Below are 20,347 nucleotides of genomic sequence, written 5' to 3' on the forward strand. Positions count from 1 at the left end.
GCCCCGCCGGGGCGGTTGGTCGGCGGGGCGCGGCGGGGCTATGAAGTGCCGACGAAGATGTTTCACGTGAAACATCTGTACGGATAGACTGTCGCCCATGGCAAGCCGTCATCCTGAGCGGAGCGCCGGTCGCTTGGATGTGGGCGCGGCCCGCTGGGGCGGGGCGCGGCGGGAACTATGAGATGTGGCCCAGGAAGTCTTTCGTCCGATCGGACTTGGGGTGGTCGAACACCTCTTCGGGCGTGCCCTGCTCCACGATGAAGCCGCCGTCCATGAAGATGACGCGGTCGGCCACGTCGCGGGCGAAGCCCATCTCGTGGGTGACCACGATCATGGTCATGCCGCCCTTCGCCAGGCCTTTCATGACGCCCAGCACGTCGCGCACGAGTTCGGGGTCCAGCGCGCTGGTGGCCTCGTCGAACAGCATGACGTGCGGGTCCATGGCAAGCGCGCGGGCGATGGCCACGCGCTGCTGCTGGCCGCCCGACAGCTCGGAGGGCTTGTAGTCCACGCGGTCGGCCAGGCCCACGCGGGTCAGCTGCTCGACGGCGACCTTCTCGGCCTCCTCCTTGGCGCGATGCAGCACCTTCTGCTGCGCCAGCATCACGTTCTTCTTGGCCGTGAGGTGCGGGAACAGGTTGAAGTTCTGGAACACCATGCCCACTTTGGCGCGCACCTTGTTGATGTCGGTCTTCTTCGCGGTGATCTCGGTGTCTTCGAAGAAGATGCGCCCGTCCGTGGGCGTTTCCAGCAAGTTCACGCAGCGCAGCAGCGTCGACTTGCCCGAACCCGACGGACCCAGGATGACCACCACTTCGCCGCGTTGCACCTCAAGGTCGATCCCGCGCAGCACCACGTTGTCGCCGAACGATTTGCGCAGCCCCTCGATGCGGACCACCGGCTCGCCGACGCGCACGTCAGCTGCATTTGTGCTTTCTTCGCTCATATCCGCACCTCCTTAATGGCTGATATGGTTGGAGCCGGCCAGCGTCTCGGACATGCGCAGGCTCTTGGACACGGCCGCATCGGAGTCGGGCAGCACGGCCTCTTCCGACGTGATGGTCACGCCCTTCTTACGCTTCTTGCGGCCGCCCGCCATGCGCTGCTCCATCGAGTTGATGAGCTTCGTCATGGGAATGGTCACGATAAGGTAGAAGCCGGCGGCCACGATGTACGGCGTCACGTTGCCCGTAGCGGCCGTGATGGTTTTCGCGTACATCATGATCTCCATGACGCCTACGGCGGCCAACAGCGACGTGTCCTTGTACATGAGGATGAACTCACTCGTCATCGTGGGGATCACGCGCCGCACGGTCTGCGGGATGATAACGTAGAACATCGTCTGCGCGCCATTCATGCCCAAGGAGCGCGCAGCTTCGAACTGGCCGCCGTTGATGGACTGAATGCCCGCGCGGAATATCTCCGCCAGGTACGCGCTGGAGTTCAGCACGAGGACGATTGCGCCCAACACGAACAGATCCATTTTAATGCCGAGCAGCGGCAAACCGAAAAACGCGATGTATATCTGCAGAAACAGCGGCGTACCGCGCACGATGTTGATGTACGTAGCGCCGAGAGCGCGCGGGACACGGCTTTTCGCCATGCGCATGAACGACCACAGAAGGCCGATGGGAATGGCCAGCGGAAAGCTGACGATGACGAGCGCGATGGCGATAAGCCATCCGCTGAACACCACCGGCACCGAGGTGACGATGATGCTGGGGTCGAAGAACAGGTGGAGGAACTTGTTGGAGTTCCACGCCTTCACCCAATCCTGCATGCCGAGCCAAGTGGACAATTGCTCGGCCGGAGACGTGCTGACCACGTCGAACGTCTTGTCGGTGGCAGGCATGTCGAGCGTCTGCCCGTCCGCCGTGGTATAGCTTCCCGTCAGGCCGAAGGTTCCCCCATCGCCCGGCAAAAGCGTGCGGTTGCACTCCACCATGACAAGAGAGCCGGCAGGCGTGGCCTCGGGGAACGTCACCGTGACCAGCGATCCGCCGTCAACCTGCACCTTCGAGGCGACGTCGAGGCGATCGAGGCCGTTCATGACGGTAACCTTGACGTTCTCGGCGTCGACGGACGAGCCCTCGGGCAGATCGATAGCCAACGCCGACAGCGATTCGTCCTCGGCGGTCTGCCCTTGCCACGTGACGCGCGTGGGCGTGGCGCCCATGACCTTTTCGAGCGCGTCGTCGTTGGGCTGGGCGGTCCATCGCTCAACCTCCATCGCCTGAGCGCTCAGCGGAAACGCGAACAGCACGGCAAGTGCCGCAGCGGCCAAAAGCGCTGCGGCACTTGCCAGGTGCATCCGCGTGCATCGAATGATACTCATGATGTCACGCTGGTTAATTTACTGAAGCCACTTGGCGGCAAGTTCGTCGTACTTGCCGTTGTCATGCACGGCCTGCAGCGCTTTGTTCAGCGCCTTCGTGAGCTCGGGGTTCTCCTTGCTCACTGCGACGGCATACTGCTCGCCCGTGGGAATCTCCTTGATCACCTGGCAGTCCGAGTACGACCTCACGTAGTAGTTCGCCACCGGCAAGTCCACGGACACGGCATCGATCTGGCCGGAGTCGAGCGCGGCGAACACAGCCGTCATCTCGTCGTAACCGGTAACCTCGGCATCTTTGATGTTCTCGGCAGCCCACTCGTAGCCGGTCGTGCCGCTTTGGGCTCCGATCTTCTTGCCCTCAAGCTGGGCGACGTCGGTGATGCCCGAATCGCTGCGCACGGTGATGCTCTGGTTCACGTTGCAGTACGGATCGGTGAAATCCACCTGCTGCAGGCGCTTGTCGGTGATGGTGAACGAAGACACGCCGACGTCAGCCTTGCCGCCGGTCTGGATGAGCGGCACGATGGTGTCGAACTTGGTGGACGGCAGATACTCGCACTCGAGACCCATCTCTTCCGCCAGCAAGGTCATGAGGTCCACCGCGAAGCCTTCGGGCTTGTCGCCGTTGAGATTCTCGAACGGCGGGAAGTCGAGCGACGCCGCCACCGTCAGCTTGCCGTCGTTGACCAACGTGTAGCCCGCATCGTTCCCGCTGGTGCTGCTGGTAGTGGTTCCCTGATCTCCGGACGAGCAGCCAAACAGCGCGAGCGACGCGGCCAACGCGCCTGCGGCGACGAGCGCGCCCCATTTCTTGATATTCATGTTCCTCCCCTTTCCACTGCATCCGCTTTTCTCGAACACTATAAGTATGACGCAGTCGCACTACTATACGGCCCCGGACGCTCTTTATCAAAGGTCTAAGCGCCAAGAGAAGGGTTAGTTGAGCGTGATGGCCCCCGAGCGGTCGTTTCGGAGGGCCGTGCGGTTTAGCGCGCTAGAGCGATGGAGCGGCTATCCGCATACGGCGCACACAGCACACAGCACCGCGAGAAACGCGAAGTTGAAAGCCGTGAAGCGCGCGACGAAGCCGCTCGCCGTTTGGCGCGCCAATTCGGGACGGCGCCCGAGCGCAGCACGCACGGCACGATACTGGTTGAACGTGATGAGGCTGGCCAGCGATGCCACCAGCGTGCCCGCGCCGCCGATGTTCACGCCCACGAGCAGCGCCTGATAGCTGTCGGTGAAATGCGACAGCAACACCGCGGCCGGCACGTTGCTGACGATCTGGCTGGCGGCCGCGCTGGCCAGCAGCGCGTTATCGGCCATCGCCCGGGACAACACCGCTTCGACCGAGGGAATGCGCGCCATATTGCCCGCGAACACGAAGAAGCAGACGAAGGTGAGCAGCAGCCCGAAGTCCACCGAGCGCAGGGCGCGACGGTCGAGCACGAGCAAGCCGGCTACCACGGCGACGAGCGAAACCGGATACGGAACCAGGCGAAACACCGAGGCGATGACCAGCAGAAGCAGCGCGCCGAACGCGATGGCGCGACGACGGTCGACAGGGGCGACGTCGGATCGCGCGAGGTGCCGCCCCTCCGCAGGCCGCCCTTCGGAAGCGCGGGGCGTCGGCTTCGCGAACAGGGCGCAGCTCAGGCCGATGAGCAGCACCGACACGGCAAAGGGCAACGCCATGGTAGCAAGGAAGTCCGTCAGCGGGATGTCGAACCGCTCGAACAGGTAGAGGTTCTGCGGGTTTCCGAACGGCACGATCATGCCGCCGAGATTCGCCGCCAGGCTCTGCATGATGAACGCGAAGGGAAGCGCGCGTTCCCACCCCGCTTTGAGCAAAGTCGCCGCACAGAGGGGCAGCATCATGATGAGAGCCATGTCGTTCGTGGCGACCATCGACAGCACCAGCGTGATGCCCACGATGGCCGTGACGGCCGCGCGGCAGGTGGAGAAGCGCCCCACCATCGCGCGAGCCGTTGCTTCGAACACGCCTGCGTTGCGCAGCGCACCGACGAGCGCGAGGATGCCGAACAGGCAAGCGAGCGTTTTAAGATCGAAGTAACCCAGATAGGAGGCGTCGGGCGGCACGACCAGCATGGTGGCCGCCGCGGCGAGCGCCGACACGAGCAGCACCGCGTGGGTCCGCGCGAAGCGCAGGCAGGCCGAAGCGATGCGGGCGCGCGAAAAAACGCCCCTCGGATCAGGGGCGTTCGGAGAAGTCGATGAGGGGTCGCGCGTCATGGCGACCAGTGTAGCGCGTCGACGGACGGCGTACAACCGCCAAAGCGCGCGAACCCCCGCCCGTACGAGGTCGCGATCGCGGGGCGCAGGGCACGGCCGCGTCGATGCGGAGCGGGCGATCGCGGGGACGGAGCGGTCGGTGCGCAACGCGGCCTCCCAGGCCGATTCGGCGGGCCTGCGCACGCAACGGCACGCGCCCTAGCGCTCCGGAAGGTTCGCGCAATCTACGCCGGAACGCGAAACCCCACGTGGGGAACCCTGCCGAACTTCCCGTGGTAATCGGAACCGCCCGTGCAGACGAGACGGTAGCGAACGGCAAGCTCGGCGCAGCGAGCGTGATCTGCCAAGGTGTGGTCGGGATGGAAGCGCTCGATGCCGCCGAGACCGCATTCCACCAGGTCGGGAAGCAGATCGTAGCTGTCAAGCTGGCCGGGATGCGCGAGCACCGCCAGCCCGCCGTCCTCCACGACGACCCGCACGGCGTCGCGCGCGTCCACGTAGTCGATGTCGCGGTCGCAGATGCCGCCGTTCTTGAACAGGCTGCGATACAGCGTGCGGTAGGCGGCGCTGGGGTACGGCTCGCTGGTGAGCGCGGCCATGAGGTGCTGCTTGTACAGGCACGTTGACGCGCGGCCCAGCTCAAGCGCGCGCTCTACGTCCACCTCGTAGCCCGCTTCCACCAACCGGTCCAGCTGCCACAGCGAGTTCGCGTGACGGCGCTCAAGCGTGGACCCGCACAGGGCGGCCAGCGCGGGCGCGCCCTCCTCGACGCCCAGCCCCAGGATGTGCACCTTGCGGCCGCGCTCGAAGTCGTAGGCGCTCACCTCGATGCCGCCCACCACCTGCACGCCCAGGCGCTCGCCCAGCTCGCGAGCGGCGGTCAGCCCGGCAGTGGTGTCGTGGTTCGTGAACGCCAGGCGCTCGACGCCTCGCTGCGCCGCCTGTTCGAGCACCTGCTCGAACGTGTCCGATCCATCGGACATCGTCGAATGCACGTGAAGATCTTCGATCACGATTCCCCTTTCGCGGTACGGAATACGGCTGGGATGGCAAAAAAGCATCGAATTCGGAAGGCGTGCCCGCCTCATAGGGTTGGACTATGCGAGAAGTCGGGGCATGGTTTTCCACGACCAGGCGTTTTGCCAGCGTTCCGCTTTCCTGCGCCGCGAAAAGACAGCTCGAGATTCCGAATTCGAATGCTTTTTGCCATTGGGACGACGTTGCGCGACCGCGCAAGGCGCCGTCGCCACGAAGGTCGCCGCCGCAAGGGGCTCCGTCGCCGCCTCCGGATGTTTCACGTGAAACATCCGTTCTCTTGCGCGCCACCCTTTCCTGCTCGCGACCGCACGGCGTCGGGCGCGGGCGATACATCCTCGTCACGCCATCATCCCCTCCTGCATGTTGAACTCATGATCGCACAAGCCTTCCATGAATTCGAGGTCGTGGAAGATGCCGAGCATCGTGGTGCCTTCGGCTTTCAGCTGCTCGATGAGGGAGCGCACCTTGAGCTTCGACGCGTTGTCGAGCGAGGCCGTGGGCTCGTCGAGCAGCAGCAGGCGCGGGCGCTTGATCATGGCGGCGGCGATGTTGAGGCGCAGCTTCTCGCCGCCCGAGAACGTGCGGGGGTACAGCTCCCACAGGCCTTCGTCCAGATCGAAGTGGCGCAGCATGCGCTCGGTCTCCTCTTCGGCGCGGGAGCGCTCGTCGGCGCCGTACGCTTCCAACGCGCTTTTCAGCACGATGTCGTAGGCGGTTTGGCGCGGCAGGGCGTTGAGGAACTGGGAGACGTAGCCCAGCTCGTAGGCGCGCAGGTACAGCATCTGGCGCTGCGTGGCCTGGGCCAGGTCCAGCATGCCGAAGCGCTGCGAGTCGTACAGAATGCGGCCGCGCTCGGGCAGGTTTGTGCGCCAGATGCAGCGCAGGATGGTGGACTTGCCGCTGCCGCTGCGCCCCGTGATGCCCACGAACTGGCCCGGTTCGATGGCGAAGTCGATGTCCTGGCACCCTTGCACGCGCCGGTTCACGCGATGGAGCAGGAAGGTTTTGGACAGGCCGTCGATTCGGAGGAGCGCCATGCTACACCGCCTTGGCCAGAGGGCGGGTCAGCTGGTCGAGCGAGACGAGCTGCTCGGTGTCGCGCCCGTAGCCGAGCGGCTGGTCGGGATAGTGCGAGCGGAACACCGAGCGGCCGCCCACGAACGCGCGCGTGACCACGGGCATCGTGCGCGCGACGCGACCGTCCGGCCTTGCGCCCGGGTGCTCGCCCGAGCCTTCGCCTTCGCCGCAGGAGATCTCGCGCACCAGCAGCACGTCGGCGCGCTTGCCCACCGCGATGGAGCCCACCTCGTCGGCGATGCCCGCGGCCTTCGCCGGGTTGATAGTGACCAGCGCGAACGCTTTCGCGATGTCGAGCCCGCACTGATCGCGCAGCGTGAACACCGCGTCCAGCAGCGCCGCCGGGTAGTAGTCGCTGCACAGCACGTCGATGGCGCCGGCCTGCACGGCCTCGCGCGCGCTGAGGTTGCCCGAGTGGCTGTGGCCCAACATCACGTTCGGCGCGCCTGCGATGGTGTGCATGCCGCGCGCCCGCGCCGCCCGCGCGATGTCCAGCGAGATGGGGAACTCGGAGATAGTGGCCTCGAGGCCGTCCATGAACGCCAGCTTGTCCTCGCTGTCGTCGTCGTGCGAGGCGATGGACACGCCGCGCTCGCGCGCCACGGCCGCCAGTGCTGTGATCTGGGCGTACGTGAGCTTCTGGCTCTCCTGCTGCTGACGCACGATGTCGCGCACGTCCTCGTCGCTGACGTCGCGGTAGCCCTTCAGCGTGTCGCCGAACACCAGCAGGTCGCGGTACTGGCCCTGCCCCGGCGTGTGGTCCATGAACGACACGAGGTCCACCTTGCCCGAGCGCAGGAAGCTCTCGATGTCGTCGTACAAATCCACCGAGTCCAGCTCCACGCGCATGTGCAGGCGGTGGCGGATGAGGTGGTCGCGCTCCTCGCCCGCGCGCAGGGCGGCCACGCGGTCGATGAGGGCGCTCACGTTGCCGAAATCGCGGATGGGCTTGTGGTCGAACACGTGCGCGCCGTACACCGACAGCGAGTGGAAGATGGTGGTCACGCCGTGCGACACCAGCTCGCGGTCGGCCTTGTACAGCGACGTGGACAGGTCCATGACCACGCTGGGGCGCGGCGAGGCCACGTTCTCCACGTAGTCCGAGTGGATGTCGATGAGGCCGGGCGCCACGTACGCGCCGCGCGCGTCCACCACGGGCAGCACGCCCATCGTGGCATCGGGCTGCGCGTCGAAGTCGGACGCGCCCACCGGCTCGATGGCGGCGATGCGCCCGTCGATGACCACGACGTCGCAGTCGGGAAGCACGCGGTCGGCGCACACCACCGTGCCGCCGCGGATGATGCAAGAATCAGTGTCCATGGTGCAGGTTCCTTTCAAAGGGTCACATATTGGCGTAGTAAGTCAGCGAGGGTTCTTCCGGTGCCCGAGATTGGCGTGAAAGACCGAGGAAGCGTACTTTGGTACGCGACGAGGGCTTGGAGCGCCAAGATCGGACACCGGAAGAACCCGCAGCGTCGGCGTACTCCTTGCTCGTCAGAGCAAGGAGTAGACGAGCTGTTGGGTGTATGCGTGTTGGGGGTCTTCCAGGATCTGGTCGGTCAGGCCGCTTTCGATGACGCGGCCGTCCAGCATGACCAGCGTGCGGTCGGCCAGCATGCGGATGACGCCCAGGTCGTGGCTGACCACCAGCATGCTGACGTTGAAGTCGCGCCTGATCTGCTGGATGAGGTCGAGCACGGCGGCTTGCACGGAGAGGTCGAGGCCCGTGGTCACCTCGTCGAGCAGCAGGATGGGAGGGTTGTTCGACAGCGCCTTGGCTATCTGGACGCGCTGCTGCATGCCGCCGGAGAAGTTGCGCGGCGGCTCGGCCTCGCGCGACAGCGGGATGTTCACGCGCGCGAGCAGCTCCTCCCCGCGAACGCGCATGGCGCCCACGTTGCGGTTGCCGGCGGCGATCATCTGCTCGGCGATGTTCGACAGGCTGGAGAAATCCATGCGCAGCCCCAGGTAGGGGTTCTGGTACACCATGCCGAACACCGTGTTGCGGATGGCGCGCTGATGCTGGGGCGACAGCTGCAGCAGGTTCGCCGCGCCGCCGTCGAAGGGACGGGCGCGCACGTCGCCCTCGGTGGCCTCTTCGTCGAAGAACAGACACTTCATCAGCGACGACTTACCGCTTCCCGACTCGCCCACGATGCCGACGATCTCGGCCGGGAACACGTCCAGGCTGACGTCGCGCACGGCGTGCACCGTGCCGCAACGCGGGCATACGTTGCGTTCCAGCTGCGCCGCGGGAGCAAGGCAGTGCGGGCAGCCCGCGCCGAAGCGCTTCGACAGGTGGCGCACCGACAAGCACGGCTCCTCGTCGACGCCGAACCGTTGCGCATCAAGCATGGGAAGTTCCTTTCTGAGAATCGCCGGTCGTTTCGCGCCGCTGCGTACACCAGGCCGTATCGTTGCATTGGTAGTAGGTTTCGCCGGTGGCTTCGTCCACCAGCTCGTCCAGGTAGACGCCCTCGGCGCCGCACAGGCGGCAGCGCTTTCCCTCGAAGGTTTCCACCGCGAACGGGTAGTCCTCGAAATCGAGCGGCTTGACATCGGTGAAGGGCGGCACGGCGTAGATCTTCTTCTCGCGGCCCGCCCCCAACAGCGTGAGGTGGCGCGCCTGGTTCAGCTTCAGGTTGTCGAAGCGCGGGATGGGCGACGGCGCCATCACGTAGCGGCCGAACACCTGCACAGGATGGTCGGCGCCGGTGGTGGTGGCATCGAAGCGCACGATCTGGTCGAACAGTTCCAGCCACGCGCCGGTGTAGTCGGCTTCGGCGTGGAGGCGCTTCGTGGCGGCCTCGCTGGGCTCGAAGCTGCGCAGCGGCTCGGGCGTGGGCACCTGCAGCACGAGGATCTGACCGTCGTCCAGCGGATGCTCGGGAATGCGGTGGCGCGACTGGATGAGCGTGGCGTCCTCGGTGGCGTCGGTCACCTCCACGTCGGTGGTGTCGACGACCAGCTTCTTGATATTGACGGCGTTCACGCTGTCGTCGGAGCCCTGGTCGATCACCTTGAGGGTGTCGTCGGGACCGATGATGGCCAACGTGATCTGCAGGCCGCCCGTGCCCCAACCGCGCCCGATGGGCATCTCGCGCGAGGCGAAGGGCACCTGGTAACCGGGAATGGACACGCCTTTGACCAGGGCGCGGCGGATCTCGCGCTTCGACGCCTCGTCGAAGAACGCGTAGTTATAGCGCTGCTGCATCGCGGGCCTCCTTCGACTCGGCGGGTTGATCGTGCGGGTCGCGCGTACTTTGCGGGTCGTGCGCGACGCGCGTGCCGTGCGGGTCGCATTCGCCGCATTCGCTGTGCTCGTCACGCGTGCCGCGCACGCTGGACAGCTTCGACTGGAACGTGACATAGTGGGGCAGCTTGAGGTGCGAGATGAAGCCGGTGGCCTCCACGCCGTCCACGTGGTACAGCACGAACTCCTCGTCCTCGGTGGGGAACCGTTTGTCGCCGCGCTCCAGGCAGTGGTCGAGCACGCTCATGGCGATGGCCTTCGTCTCGGCGCGGCCGAACACCAGGCCGTAGCCGATGGCCAGCGACAAGCCGCCATCGGAGCGCGTGGCCGTCGCCGCGCCGTCGCCGGCATCGCTTTCGCCCTCGCTCTCGAACACGCTTTCCACCTCGGTCACCGGGACGGAGCCCAGGTAGTAGGCATCTTGCTCGTCGCCCGCCTCAAGCGGATGGTCGACGGCCACGGCCACGCGGCCGGAGCGGAGCTCGCCCACCGTGGGATGCGCGGGGCCGAAGCCGCGGATGGCGGCGTACCCCAGCGCCTCGACGGCCTGCGTCATGCCGCGCGCGAGCGTCTGCAAGCGCACCGAGCGCGGCGCCGGGAACGACAGCGGCGCCATGGTGGCATCCACCGGCGGCGCGTCGTCAGCTTCGACGTACGCAAGCAAGCCTTGGGCGCGCAGGTAGTCCAGCACGCGCGGAAGGGTGGCGGGAGTTTGGGGCGCGCCGGGCACGGCGGTGTCGGGAGACTTCGTAGGGGTGCCCTGCTGGGCGCCCGCAGGCGGGCAGCAGCTCGCCCCTACGGGGATCTCCGCGCACGGGGAAGCGGCGGGCGCAACGTCGGGCGCGGCCTCGAGGGCCTCGGCGACCTTCTCGAAGTGGGCGGCCAGTTCGGCGCGCTTCTCGGCCAGCTCTTCGGCGCCCTCGGTTTCCAGGTCGAACGCCAGCAGACGGTGGCTGTAGTCGCGCGTGGCACCCAGCACCTGGCCGCCGGGCACGTCCTTGAACGCGGCCGACACGCGGCGGTTCACGCGCATGGCGCCCGTGTCCACCGGACGCGACACGTAGGGGCGCTCCAGCGTGGAGCGGAACGCGCGCAGCAGGAACACGGCCTCGTCGGGCGAGCCCTGCGCCTGTTTGAGCGCCAGCGCAGCCAGACGCGGCGCATAGAGCGAGGCCTCGCCCATCACCTGGTCGACCAGTTCGGGAAACGTGCCCTCGATCTCGTCGGTGCCCCAGGCGGACGACGCGCTAACGCGCTGGTATTCCAGCAGCTTGAGGCTTTCCTCGATGGCTTTCCCGCCACCGCGCACGGCAACGTATCCCATCTAGCGCACCCCCTTCGCAGCGGATGCGGCGGTTGCGGCGGGCGCTGCGGGCATTGCGGGCGCGACGGCTGCGACGGGCGCCGCGGGCGTTGCGTTGTCGGGAGACTGCGTAGGGGCGCCCTGCTGGGCGCCCGCGGGCGGGCAGCAGCCCGCCCCTACGGAGATCTCCGCGCGCGGGGAAGCACCCGACGCGCCGGGCATGGCGGGCACGGGCTCGGAATGTTTCACGTGAAACATTTGTTCTTTTGTCGCACTACATTGAGTCGATTGTTTCACGTGAAACATCGATGCGGGATCGGTCGAGGGATCGAGGCCGGGCGCTGGGTTGGTTGCAGCGTCGGGCGCGAGGTCAGACGCGGGGTCGGCGCCGAACCCGGTTGCGGGGTCGGCGAGGCGTCGCGCGCTCGAGCTACGCGGCACGGCGACGATGCGGCCTTCCGGATCCACCAGCACGATTTCGATGCCGCAAGGGAACTCGTCGCCGCGCGCGTCGCGGGCGCGCAGCCAGTCCACGCGATCGACGGCGAAGCGGTTCTCGCGTTCCACGCCCGGGCCCTGCAGCGCCACCACGTGCACGGCCGGCTGGGAAACCTCGCCGCTTTCGGGCGCGTCGGCCAAACGGGCGCAACCCACGAGCACGGTCGCCCCCTTCTCGGGCGACACCAGCGTGCCGCGGCATGCCTCCGCCACCGCCTCGTACACCGTCTGCGCGTCGGCGCGCGCGGGCACCACCACGAAGTCGGCATCGCGCAGGGACACCCGACGCGCGTGCGTCTCGCTCGTAAGGTACGCAGCCACGGCGTCGGACTCGGAATCGGCCACGCAGAACGTCACCGCCTGGTCCACGAACAGGCGCACCACCAGCTCCAACGACGCGTCGAGCGCAACGGGGCTCGCCGGGTTCTCGGGCGCCGGCGCCAACCGGTGCACGGTTCCCGGATGCGCGAACGCATCGAGCACGCAGCGGAACGCCCGCTGGGCGCGATGCAGGTCAGCGTCTTCTCGTATCGTCATGCTTCCACCTTCATCGTAGAGAAATCAACCTTCGTCGCCGCGGTGCGACGCGCCTCGCGCTGGTCGCGCGCTTCGACGCGCGCCAGCTCGGCGCGCAGGGAAGCGTCCCAGCGGGAAGCCCACGCGTCGCCCGCCGCGCCGGAGAACACCGCGTCCACCACGGCAAGCTCGTAAGCGCGGCACCGATCGCTGCCCAGCACGAGGCCCAGGCCCACGGCGTCGCCCACGCGCACGCGGCACGACGTCATCAGCGCCTCGCCCAGAAAGAACAGGCTTCCCTGCGCCGTCTCGCGCGCCTGCACCATCACCAGCTCCTCGCGCGGCTCGTCGAGCACCGCGACGGCGCCCTGCGACCCATCGCGCTCCACCTCGCACACGATGGCCCGAGCCAACGCCGGATCGCCCTCCACCAAAGCACGAGTACGCTCATACCGTTTCAACAAAACACCACTCCCATCTGAGTTTTTCTCTCTTCATACACCGGCCGCGAATCCGCGCAAGCGCCCCGCGCAGAACGATCGTTTCAACATGCAAGAGGCCTGGGGGCTGCGGGGCCCGGGGTGGTGCCCACCAAGCGAGTTTCGCAGCGAAGCGAGGACTGTTTGAGCGACTGGGCATCGCCCCGGGCCCCGCAGCCCCCAGGCCCTCCCGCTCGCAAGACAAATCAGTGCTGCACGATGTAGCGCTTGCGCAGCTGCGTGGCCGCCACTTCCAGCACCACGGCCACCGCCAGGCACAAGTACACGATCAGCCCCACCTCGTGGATGTTGTAGTAGAAGCTACCGGCCAGGAACAGCTGGTAGCCAATGCCGCCCGCGCCCGCCACGGCGCCCACGGCCACGGCGTTGACGAAGTTGATCTCGAAGCGGATGAACGTCCACGACAGCATCTCGTTCACCTTCTCGGGCACCACGCCCTGGAACACTACCTGCCACCACGACGCACCGCTGGCGCGCAGCGCTTCCAGCACGCCGGCGTCCACTTCCTCGAAGCTTTCCGAGTACGCCTTCACCAGGTACGCCACGCTGTGGAACAAAAGGCCTGTGACAGCCGCCTCCGGCCCCAGGCCGATGGCCACCGAGAACACGAGCACCCACAAAATGGTGGGCACGGCGCGCGCCACGCTCATGAACACCTTGATGGCGTTGCTCATGCCCTTGCTGGACAGGTTGCAGGCCGCCAGCAAACCCAGCACGAACGCGATCACCGCGCCGATGAACGTGGTCAGAAGCGCCAGCGCCAGCGACACGAACAGACCTTCGATCACGTCGGGCAGCGTGAAGTGCCCGCCCAGCCCCGGCTGCGTCATCATGGTGACGAAGTCTTCCACGGCCGCGGCCATCGCTGCGGGAAACGACACTTTGCCGTAGTCCATCACCACAAGCGCGAACACGGTGATGGCTGCCAGCACGCTCAGCACAACGTACAGCGCCACGGTCGACTTGCTGGCCACATGCACCTTGATCTTCCCCGAGCGCGACGTGCGCGCGCCCATGCCACACAGGTCGTTCGTATCGCCATCGAGGGTTTCCGCAGCACCGGCGCCTATTCCGAGCGCGTCGGCCGAGGCGCCCTGCACGATGCCGACGTCCTCGGCGATGGCCGCCGCGTTCGCTTCGGCAGCCACTTTGTCGGCATTCGCCATCATATGACCTTCCTCCTCACGAAGTTCGAGGTTAGCTCGCAGGCGATGACCACGAGGACGATGGATAGGATGACCAGCCCGGCGATGTCGTAGCGGAAGCTTTTGTAATACACGTCGAACACAAATCCGATGCCCGTGCCTGTGAGCAGGCCGATGAGCGTGGCGTCGCGGATGTTCGTCTCGATCATGTACATGACCCAGCTGATCACCGACGTGATGCTCATGGGGACGACCGCCTGAGCCACGATCTGGCCGTAGGTCGCCCCGGAGGCGCGCAGAGCCTCCACGGGACCCGCGCTCATCTCGTCGATGCTCTCCAGAAAACAGCGCGTCAGGTAACCGAAGCTTGTGAGGAACAGCGCGAAGAACCCGGTGAACTCGCTCTGCTTGAACGAGAACAGCAGGATGAACGCCCAGGCCACCACCGGGATGTTGCGGAACAGCGACGCGACGGCCCGCACGATGAGGGGAAACGGCCCACCCACCCCCACCGATCGCGAGCCCAGCACCGCGCAGATATACGCCAGAACCGCCGCCGTGCAACTGGAGGCGATCGAGGCGAGAATCGTCGAACCCAAGGCGGGAAGGATGGTGTCCAGCTTCTGGAGGGAGGTAAGGGAAGGGACGAATTGCGTCGCCATCCAAACGAGCCCGCCCGGGACGTCGAGGATTGCCTGCATGAAATCGAAGCCGACATAGGTGCCCGACAGCGCGCCCAGCGCCACGAACACGAGCGCCATGCCGACGACGGCCGCCGTGCGCCGCAGAAAAAACGACGGGTCGTAGGCGCCGCGCGGCGCCGCGCGCCTGCCGCGCAGACGCGAAAGGAAGCCGGCCGACTGCAGAACACGCTCGGTCATGCCGCCACCTCCGGCGAGGAGGAATCCTTCGCCTCCGCTTTTCCGAGCCTTTCTGGATCCGCCTCGCGCGTTCGAGAGCTCGATAGCTCGCCGACCTGCCGAACGCTTCGTTCGCCGAAGTCGCTTCCGGCTTCGGCTTCCTCGTTCGTGCCGTATATGTCGGCGATGGCGGCCTCGTCCAACAGGTGCGGCGCGCCGTCGAACACGACGCGGCCCTTCTTCAGCGCCACGATACGATCGGAGAATTCCATGGCGAAGTCAACTTGGTGCAAGTTAGCCAGGCACGCCACGCCCAGCTCGTCGGCCGCCCAACGCAGGTGCTCCATCACCGTGCGCGACGACTTCGGGTCGAGGCTGGCGATGGGCTCGTCGGCCAGCATGAGCAGCGGGTCCTGCACGAGCGCCCGGGCGATGCCTACGCGCTGCTTCTGTCCGCCGGACAGCTGGTCGGTGCGCGCGTACGCGAAGTCGGCCAGACCCACCTGGTCGAGAATCTCGAACGCACGGCGCTTCTCGTCCTCGCTGAACAGACCCAGCATGCCGGCGACGGCGGACTTGTAGCCCAAGCGCCCCTGCAGCACGTTCTCGATGGCGGTGGCACGGTACACCAGGTTGTAGTGCTGGAACACCATGGCGATGCGGCGACGCGTCTGGCGCAGCGCCCGTCCGCGCACGTGCGTCACGTCGTCGCCGTCGAAGACGACGCTGCCCTGCGTGGGGTCGATCAGGCGGTTCACGCAGCGCAACAACGTGGATTTGCCCGCGCCCGAGCAGCCGATGATGCTGACGAATTCGCCGCGCGCCACGGAAAGCGACACGTCGTCAAGCGCCTTCGACCACCCGTCGTAGCTTTTCGTTACGCCCTCAAGGAGGAGCAGCGGCTCGAAGCCCTGCCGCTCGACCGAAGGTGTTCCCAGCACCTCGCTCATTACGCAGTCCCGCCCAGTTTGCGGATGGGCTCGTACCAGGCATCGTCGGTCTTCACGAAGCAGGTCTTCTCGGAATCCTTCTCGAACAGGCCCTTGGCGCTCTCGTCCTCGGGATCGATGAAGATGGCCTTGTCGTTGGCTACCTTATCGGAGCAGAAGTAGTCGATGATCTTCGTGCGGTCGTCGTCGGAGATGGCTTCCTCGTTGAAACAGATGGGCGAGTTCAGCACCGGCGTGATGGCGATGATGGTGAATTCCTTGCCGCGCACCGAGTCCACGGGAGCCTCGGCGTCGTCCTTGGCCTTGTACACCGCGCCGATGCTGTTGGCCTCGCCGGACACGAGGTCGAGGTACATATCCACGTCCACATCGTCGAACGCGGCCGCATCGGCATCGCCGGACAGCAGATTCACCAACGATCCCACATGCGAGTTGCCGAACAGCACTTCGCTGAAGAACTTGCCGCCTTCCAGCAGCTCGTCGGAGCTGTCGAGGCCGAACTCGCTGACGATGCCGCTCGACGGCACCTTGAAGCCCGAGGTGGAGGTGGCGGACACGAACGAGAACGACTTGCCCTTGATGTTCTCGATGGAGTAGCCGCTGCCGCTCTTGTACTGGTCGGCGTCCTCTTTGCGCACGCAGATGCGGCTGTAGTAGCAGGCGCCTTCGAGGCCGCCGTCCTCGTCGCTGTTCGTGAAGGCGGCCAGCACCTTCGGGTTCTTCTTGTTGGCCTGCACGTAGCCCTCGGGGCCCAACAGCGCCATCTGCGCCTTGCCCGACGCGATGGACTCGATGGCCACGTTGTAGTCGGTGGTGGTCAGCAGATTCGCCTCGCGGCCGCATGCCGCCGTGATGGCCGCGCCGATGGCCTCGCGCGAGGAGGTGAGGTCGGCCGAGGAGTTGTCGGGCAGCCACACCATGGTGATGGGATCGGTGGACGCGGCCGCATCGCCGCCGGTGGAGGCCGAAGCCGTGTCCGCGCCCGCAGCCGCGCCGGAGCCGCCGGCCGTGCAGCCCGTCAAAGCGCCGAACATGCCCGCCATCGCCAGCGCCGCGCTGCCGGCCACGAACTGGCGTCTGCTCAAAAACCCTTCTGCCATAGTTGCGTTCCTCTCGTATCCCCGGCGCAATCGCCGGGATCGCATTCGTCTTCGGCACGAGTTGACCCTGCGGCCAACGTGCGAGAACCATCGTAAGAAAGGAAGGTAAGAACGAAGGAAGAGGTGCGTAAAGATGCCCCCAAGTTTGAGCAAAGGGGGCATCAGGAACGAGAAAGGTTCAGGTAAAGCGGCTGCGAACGAGCCGATGAGCGAGCCGAAACGCAGGAGGACGGCGGCATCGACCGACCACGTTCGCCCCGCCTCGCTCGGGATGTTTCACGTGAAACATCCGTTCGCGCTTGCGAAGGAGCGGGCCTTTGGGTTAGGTCTGCGAGCTCGAGGTTCGCGGAGCCCGGGCACGCAGGATCCGGGCTGCAGGCTCACGGGCTAGGGCTTGCGGCTTCGGGTTGGGGTTCGCGGGCTAGGGCTTGGGGCTCGCGGCGCACGGCTTCGGGCTGGGCTCACGGGCTGCGAACCAGGGCTCGCGGGCCTCGCGCTTGCGGACCTCGAGCTGCGGGCTTTGCCCGAGCGGGGCGGCGGCTATCCCTCGAAGTGCTCGGCCGCCACTTCCAGCTGATGGACGATGTCGATGCCTTGAGGGCACATCGCTTCGCAGGCGCCGCAGGCGATGCAGGACGAGGCAGGCCCAGGGGCGGCCTGCCACGAGTAAAGGCCCTTCGCGAAATCACGGTTCTCGGTCATAAGCTCCAGGTTCAGCAGACCCAGGATGGTGGGTATCACCACGCCCTGCGGGCAGTCCTTCACGCAGTAGCGGCAGTTCGTGCACGGCACGCTGGCCATGCCGCGCAGCGTTTCGACGGCCGCGTCCAGCGCCTGCTGCTCCTCGGGCGAGAACGGGCGGTTCGCCTGGTAGTCGGCCACGTTCTGGCGCACCTGGTCCAGGTTCGACATGCCCGAGAGCACGGTGAGCACGTTCGGCTGGTTGCAGCAGAAGCGATACGCCCACGAGGCCAGGCTGGCGTCGGGGTTCGCCGCGCGCAGCACGTCGGCCACGCGCTGGGGCAGCTCCACCAGGCGGCCGCCGCGCGCGGGCTCCATGATGACCACGGGCACGCCGTGCTTCGCGGCCACCTCCATGCAGCGGCGCGCCTCCACCACCGGGTCGTCCCAGTCGAGGTAGTTCACCTGCAGCTGCACGAAGTCCATCTGCGGATGCGCCGTCAGCAGCGCGTCCAGCGCATCGGCGCCGTCGTGCATGGAGAAGCCGACGTTCCTGATGAGGCCGCGCTCCTTGGCATCCAGCGCGAAGTCCCACATGCCGTACGCGTCGAACTTGGCCGTGCGCTCGCCGCCCACATTGTGCAGCAGGTAGAAGTCCACGTAGTCCAGCCCCATGCGCTCAAGCGACGTGGCCAGGTTGCTTTTCGCCTCTTCGGCGCTGGGCGCGGCCCAGGCCAGGCACTTCGTGGCCACCGTGTACGCGTCGCGCGGGTAGCGCTTCACCAGCGCCTCTTTCAGCGCCTTCTCGGACGCGCCCTCGTGGTAGACGAACGCGGTGTCGAAGTACGTGCCGCCACCTTCGATGAACGCGTCCACCATCTGCTTAAACTGCTCCAAGTCGATGCTCTGCTGGTCGGCGGGATCAAGCAACGGCAGGCGCATGCAGCCGAAGCCCAGCTTCGGCGTGGTCTCAAATTCCGGTCTCAATGATGCTCCTCTCGATGGGTTCGCCTATCATCATAGGGCTTCGAGCGGACTCCAAGTCAAGAGGGTTTTTTGGAGAAAGGATGCGAACGGATGTTTCACGTGAAACATCCCGGCTGACCGGGATGCGCGCCGTCCCACGAGCCGGGCAGGGACACTACGGCGGCCAAGGATCAGGATTGGGAACCCGCGCGCCAGTCCGAGAGGAGGTCGGGGAAGCCGCGCCAGTCGGGGGGCGCCAGTCGGGGGGGGCGCCAGCCGAGGGGGCGCCGGCCGCCGCGTTCGGCCCGAACGGGCTCGCGCCGGCATCGCCCGCAGAAGGCCGGGAAGCGGGGCGGCAGAGAATGCTCGCTATGCACGATTATCGGGGCCTGCCGACGGAGGCGAGGAGGGAAACACCAGGTCGGAAGAAATGGCGAGGGAGAAGAATCGTGCATAGCGAGCATTCTCTTCCATGCGCAGGGAAACGATCCGTCGCAGGGCGCTCGCCGGCACGGGTCCCATCCTGCGCCCCCCCTCCAACGCGTACGGATGTTTCACGTGAAACATTCCGGCTGACCGGGATGCGCACCGCCCCCACGCGCCGGGCGACGCAGGAGAACTGAACGGCGAGGCAGACCCGGGCAGCGGGCTCGAACGCAGATCCCGCGGAATCGAGCGCAAAACGCGAACCCAGAGGAATTGGACGCGGGCGTGGGGAGCGCGGGTGCGGACCTGGATCCAGGTAGCGGAATCGAGCGCGGGCCGCGAGGAGGGGGCGCAAACGCGGATCCAGAGTAATTGGACGCGGGCGTGGGGAGCTCGGGTGCGGGTGGCCGGGGCGAACGCAGGGTGCGCGAGCGCGAGGAAGCGGGTGCGGGAGCGCGGGAGCGGGATCGAACGCGGGGGAGGCACGAGCACGAGCACGGGCGCGAGAAGCGGAGCGCAGGAACAGCGGGTGAAGGAAGGACCGGCAAGCTTCGTCGAAGCCTTCGATCAGAGATCGGCGAACAGGTTCTGGAACTCTCGCTCGAAAACGCTGTTCTTCAGGCGGATGAATGCGATGTCATGCAAGATGGCGAGCCCCTCCAGATCGATGACACGCAGCGTGCCGGCGGCCAGCTCGCGCGCCACAGCCGCCTCGTACAGAAACGAAATTCCCAGATCGTGCTCCACGAGGATCTTGATGACGTCAAGGCTCTCCACCACGCTGGCCTGCGCGAAGCCGTCCACCGTAAGGTTCTGAGCCGCCAGCGCGTGTTCGAGCACCGCGCGCGTGCCCGACCCCGGTTCGCGCACGATGAGCCGCTCGTCGAACAGATCTTCCACGCGCACGGGCCGAGCGGCGAACTCATGATCGGCCGCGCACACGCACACCAGCCGTTCGGTGCGGAACACGTCCCACGCATACGCATTCTTGTCGAAAAAGCCCTCCACGAACGCGCAGTCTATTTCGCCTGCGTTCAACAACGCCAGCAACTCGCTCGTGCCGCCTGAGCGCGCGGCGACATGCAGTTCAGGGTGTCGCCTGAGGTAGTCGGCCAGCGGCGCAGCCACCAGGTACTCCCCTGCCGTCAACGTCATGCCCAGCGACAGCTCCACGCGCGCGCCCGTGGCCGAGCTGCGCATCCGGTCGCGCAGCAGGCGCTCGTCGTGCGCCATCGTGGACAGCGCATCGCGCAGCAGCGCGCCCGCGTCGGTAAGCTGCAGCTTCTTGTTGCGGTAGGCGAACAACGGCACGCCGTAATCGCGCTCGAGGTGCGCGATGTGCTGCGACACCGCCGGCTGCGTGATGTTCAGCTCCTCAGCGGCGCGCGTGTAGTTCATCGTTCGGCAAACGGTCAGAAACGTTTCGACACGGAAATCCAGCATTGC

Annotated in this window: 18 protein-coding genes; all 18 read right to left on the reverse strand. The window is 66.4% G+C overall.

From position 1 onward, the window contains the following. Positions 1 to 175 precede the first annotated feature (175 nt). The 18 genes from GT613_RS10015 to GT613_RS10100 all read right to left on the reverse strand — a co-directional run bounded on the left by GT613_RS10015 (position 176) and on the right by GT613_RS10100 (position 20,344). Positions 176 to 946, reverse strand: coding sequence for an amino acid ABC transporter ATP-binding protein (locus GT613_RS10015; RefSeq protein ID WP_009608041.1), 771 nt, complete (start codon positions 944 to 946; stop codon positions 176 to 178). Between the two features lie 12 nt (positions 947 to 958). Then, entirely contained in the window at positions 959 to 2,335 is a 1,377-nt protein-coding gene (locus GT613_RS10020; protein WP_227110145.1) for an amino acid ABC transporter permease, read from the reverse strand. An 18-nt stretch (positions 2,336 to 2,353) separates the two neighbouring features. Further along, a complete protein-coding gene (locus GT613_RS10025) occupies positions 2,354 to 3,157 on the reverse strand; it encodes an ABC transporter substrate-binding protein (RefSeq protein WP_009305812.1) in 804 nt (267 codons plus the stop codon). 189 nt (positions 3,158 to 3,346) lie between these two features. Further along, positions 3,347 to 4,480, reverse strand: coding sequence for an SLC13 family permease (locus tag GT613_RS10030; protein WP_232453148.1), 1,134 nt, complete (start codon positions 4,478 to 4,480; stop codon positions 3,347 to 3,349). A 332-nt stretch (positions 4,481 to 4,812) separates the two neighbouring features. Further along, positions 4,813 to 5,601: a phosphoribosyl 1,2-cyclic phosphate 1,2-diphosphodiesterase gene (phnPP, locus tag GT613_RS10035; protein WP_015759891.1), complete on the reverse strand. Its 789-nt coding sequence runs from the start codon at positions 5,599 to 5,601 to the stop codon at positions 4,813 to 4,815. A 363-nt stretch (positions 5,602 to 5,964) separates the two neighbouring features. After that, the gene (locus tag GT613_RS10040; RefSeq protein ID WP_009305809.1) at positions 5,965 to 6,663 is read right to left on the reverse strand and encodes a phosphonate C-P lyase system protein PhnL; all 699 of its coding nucleotides are present in this window, start codon (positions 6,661 to 6,663) and stop codon (positions 5,965 to 5,967) included. Between the two features lies 1 nt (position 6,664). Then, positions 6,665 to 8,023 carry an alpha-D-ribose 1-methylphosphonate 5-triphosphate diphosphatase gene (locus GT613_RS10045; RefSeq protein WP_015759890.1) on the reverse strand — a complete coding sequence of 453 codons (1,359 nt, stop codon included), beginning with the start codon at positions 8,021 to 8,023 and terminating at the stop codon, positions 6,665 to 6,667. Between the two features lie 174 nt (positions 8,024 to 8,197). After that, positions 8,198 to 9,058, reverse strand: coding sequence for an ATP-binding cassette domain-containing protein (locus GT613_RS10050; RefSeq protein ID WP_009607953.1), 861 nt, complete (start codon positions 9,056 to 9,058; stop codon positions 8,198 to 8,200). After that, positions 9,051 to 9,917, reverse strand: coding sequence for an alpha-D-ribose 1-methylphosphonate 5-phosphate C-P-lyase PhnJ (locus GT613_RS10055; protein WP_156732718.1), 867 nt, complete (start codon positions 9,915 to 9,917; stop codon positions 9,051 to 9,053). The genes GT613_RS10050 and GT613_RS10055 overlap by 8 nt, the downstream gene beginning before the upstream one ends. Then, entirely contained in the window at positions 9,901 to 11,280 is a 1,380-nt protein-coding gene (locus GT613_RS10060; protein WP_161172605.1) for a carbon-phosphorus lyase complex subunit PhnI, read from the reverse strand. The genes GT613_RS10055 and GT613_RS10060 overlap by 17 nt, the downstream gene beginning before the upstream one ends. Continuing rightward, positions 11,281 to 12,294 (reverse strand): phosphonate C-P lyase system protein PhnH, encoded by a 1,014-nt coding sequence (phnH, locus tag GT613_RS10065; RefSeq protein ID WP_009607955.1) that lies wholly within the window; start codon positions 12,292 to 12,294, stop codon positions 11,281 to 11,283. It lies immediately after the preceding gene. Next, positions 12,291 to 12,737 (reverse strand): phosphonate C-P lyase system protein PhnG, encoded by a 447-nt coding sequence (gene phnG, locus GT613_RS10070; protein ID WP_309477216.1) that lies wholly within the window; start codon positions 12,735 to 12,737, stop codon positions 12,291 to 12,293. Before phnG ends, phnH begins: the two co-directional genes overlap by 4 nt. 221 nt (positions 12,738 to 12,958) lie before the next feature. Then, a complete protein-coding gene (locus tag GT613_RS10075) occupies positions 12,959 to 13,942 on the reverse strand; it encodes an ABC transporter permease (protein ID WP_035584314.1) in 984 nt (327 codons plus the stop codon). Further along, positions 13,939 to 14,799, reverse strand: coding sequence for an ABC transporter permease (locus GT613_RS10080; RefSeq protein WP_009607962.1), 861 nt, complete (start codon positions 14,797 to 14,799; stop codon positions 13,939 to 13,941). Before GT613_RS10080 ends, GT613_RS10075 begins: the two co-directional genes overlap by 4 nt. Continuing rightward, complete coding sequence (gene phnC / locus GT613_RS10085; RefSeq protein ID WP_057385192.1) at positions 14,796 to 15,728, reverse strand: phosphonate ABC transporter ATP-binding protein; 933 nt, start codon at positions 15,726 to 15,728, stop codon at positions 14,796 to 14,798. The genes GT613_RS10080 and phnC overlap by 4 nt, the downstream gene beginning before the upstream one ends. After that, positions 15,728 to 16,828: a phosphate/phosphite/phosphonate ABC transporter substrate-binding protein gene (locus tag GT613_RS10090; RefSeq protein WP_009608162.1), complete on the reverse strand. Its 1,101-nt coding sequence runs from the start codon at positions 16,826 to 16,828 to the stop codon at positions 15,728 to 15,730. The genes phnC and GT613_RS10090 overlap by 1 nt, the downstream gene beginning before the upstream one ends. Before the next feature lie 540 nt (positions 16,829 to 17,368). Beyond that, complete coding sequence (locus tag GT613_RS10095; RefSeq protein WP_009607989.1) at positions 17,369 to 18,496, reverse strand: aldo/keto reductase; 1,128 nt, start codon at positions 18,494 to 18,496, stop codon at positions 17,369 to 17,371. 972 nt (positions 18,497 to 19,468) lie between these two features. Next, positions 19,469 to 20,344 carry a LysR family transcriptional regulator gene (locus GT613_RS10100; protein WP_114516697.1) on the reverse strand — a complete coding sequence of 292 codons (876 nt, stop codon included), beginning with the start codon at positions 20,342 to 20,344 and terminating at the stop codon, positions 19,469 to 19,471. Between the last annotated feature and the right edge of the window lie 3 nt (positions 20,345 to 20,347).

It is taken from the genome of Eggerthella sp. BIOML-A4, assembly GCF_009875575.1.
Lineage (GTDB): Bacteria > Actinomycetota > Coriobacteriia > Coriobacteriales > Eggerthellaceae > Eggerthella > Eggerthella lenta.

Excerpts from the sequence above, each read along its gene's own strand:
- GT613_RS10100 (WP_114516697.1), bottom strand. The coding sequence starts at position 20,344 with ATGCTGGATTTCCGTGTCGAAACGTTTCTGACCGTTTGCCGAACGATG.
- GT613_RS10080 (WP_009607962.1), bottom strand. The coding sequence starts at position 14,799 with ATGACCGAGCGTGTTCTGCAGTCGGCCGGCTTCCTTTCGCGTCTGCGC.
- GT613_RS10045 (WP_015759890.1), bottom strand. The coding sequence starts at position 8,023 with ATGGACACTGATTCTTGCATCATCCGCGGCGGCACGGTGGTGTGCGCC.
- GT613_RS10025 (WP_009305812.1), bottom strand. The coding sequence starts at position 3,157 with ATGAATATCAAGAAATGGGGCGCGCTCGTCGCCGCAGGCGCGTTGGCC.
- GT613_RS10020 (WP_227110145.1), bottom strand. The coding sequence starts at position 2,335 with ATGAGTATCATTCGATGCACGCGGATGCACCTGGCAAGTGCCGCAGCG.
- phnC (WP_057385192.1), bottom strand. The coding sequence starts at position 15,728 with ATGAGCGAGGTGCTGGGAACACCTTCGGTCGAGCGGCAGGGCTTCGAG.
- GT613_RS10040 (WP_009305809.1), bottom strand. The coding sequence starts at position 6,663 with ATGGCGCTCCTCCGAATCGACGGCCTGTCCAAAACCTTCCTGCTCCAT.
- GT613_RS10090 (WP_009608162.1), bottom strand. The coding sequence starts at position 16,828 with ATGGCAGAAGGGTTTTTGAGCAGACGCCAGTTCGTGGCCGGCAGCGCG.
- phnH (WP_009607955.1), bottom strand. The coding sequence starts at position 12,294 with ATGACGATACGAGAAGACGCTGACCTGCATCGCGCCCAGCGGGCGTTC.
- GT613_RS10075 (WP_035584314.1), bottom strand. The coding sequence starts at position 13,942 with ATGATGGCGAATGCCGACAAAGTGGCTGCCGAAGCGAACGCGGCGGCC.
- GT613_RS10060 (WP_161172605.1), bottom strand. The coding sequence starts at position 11,280 with ATGGGATACGTTGCCGTGCGCGGTGGCGGGAAAGCCATCGAGGAAAGC.
- GT613_RS10055 (WP_156732718.1), bottom strand. The coding sequence starts at position 9,917 with ATGCAGCAGCGCTATAACTACGCGTTCTTCGACGAGGCGTCGAAGCGC.
- GT613_RS10015 (WP_009608041.1), bottom strand. The coding sequence starts at position 946 with ATGAGCGAAGAAAGCACAAATGCAGCTGACGTGCGCGTCGGCGAGCCG.
- GT613_RS10050 (WP_009607953.1), bottom strand. The coding sequence starts at position 9,058 with ATGCTTGATGCGCAACGGTTCGGCGTCGACGAGGAGCCGTGCTTGTCG.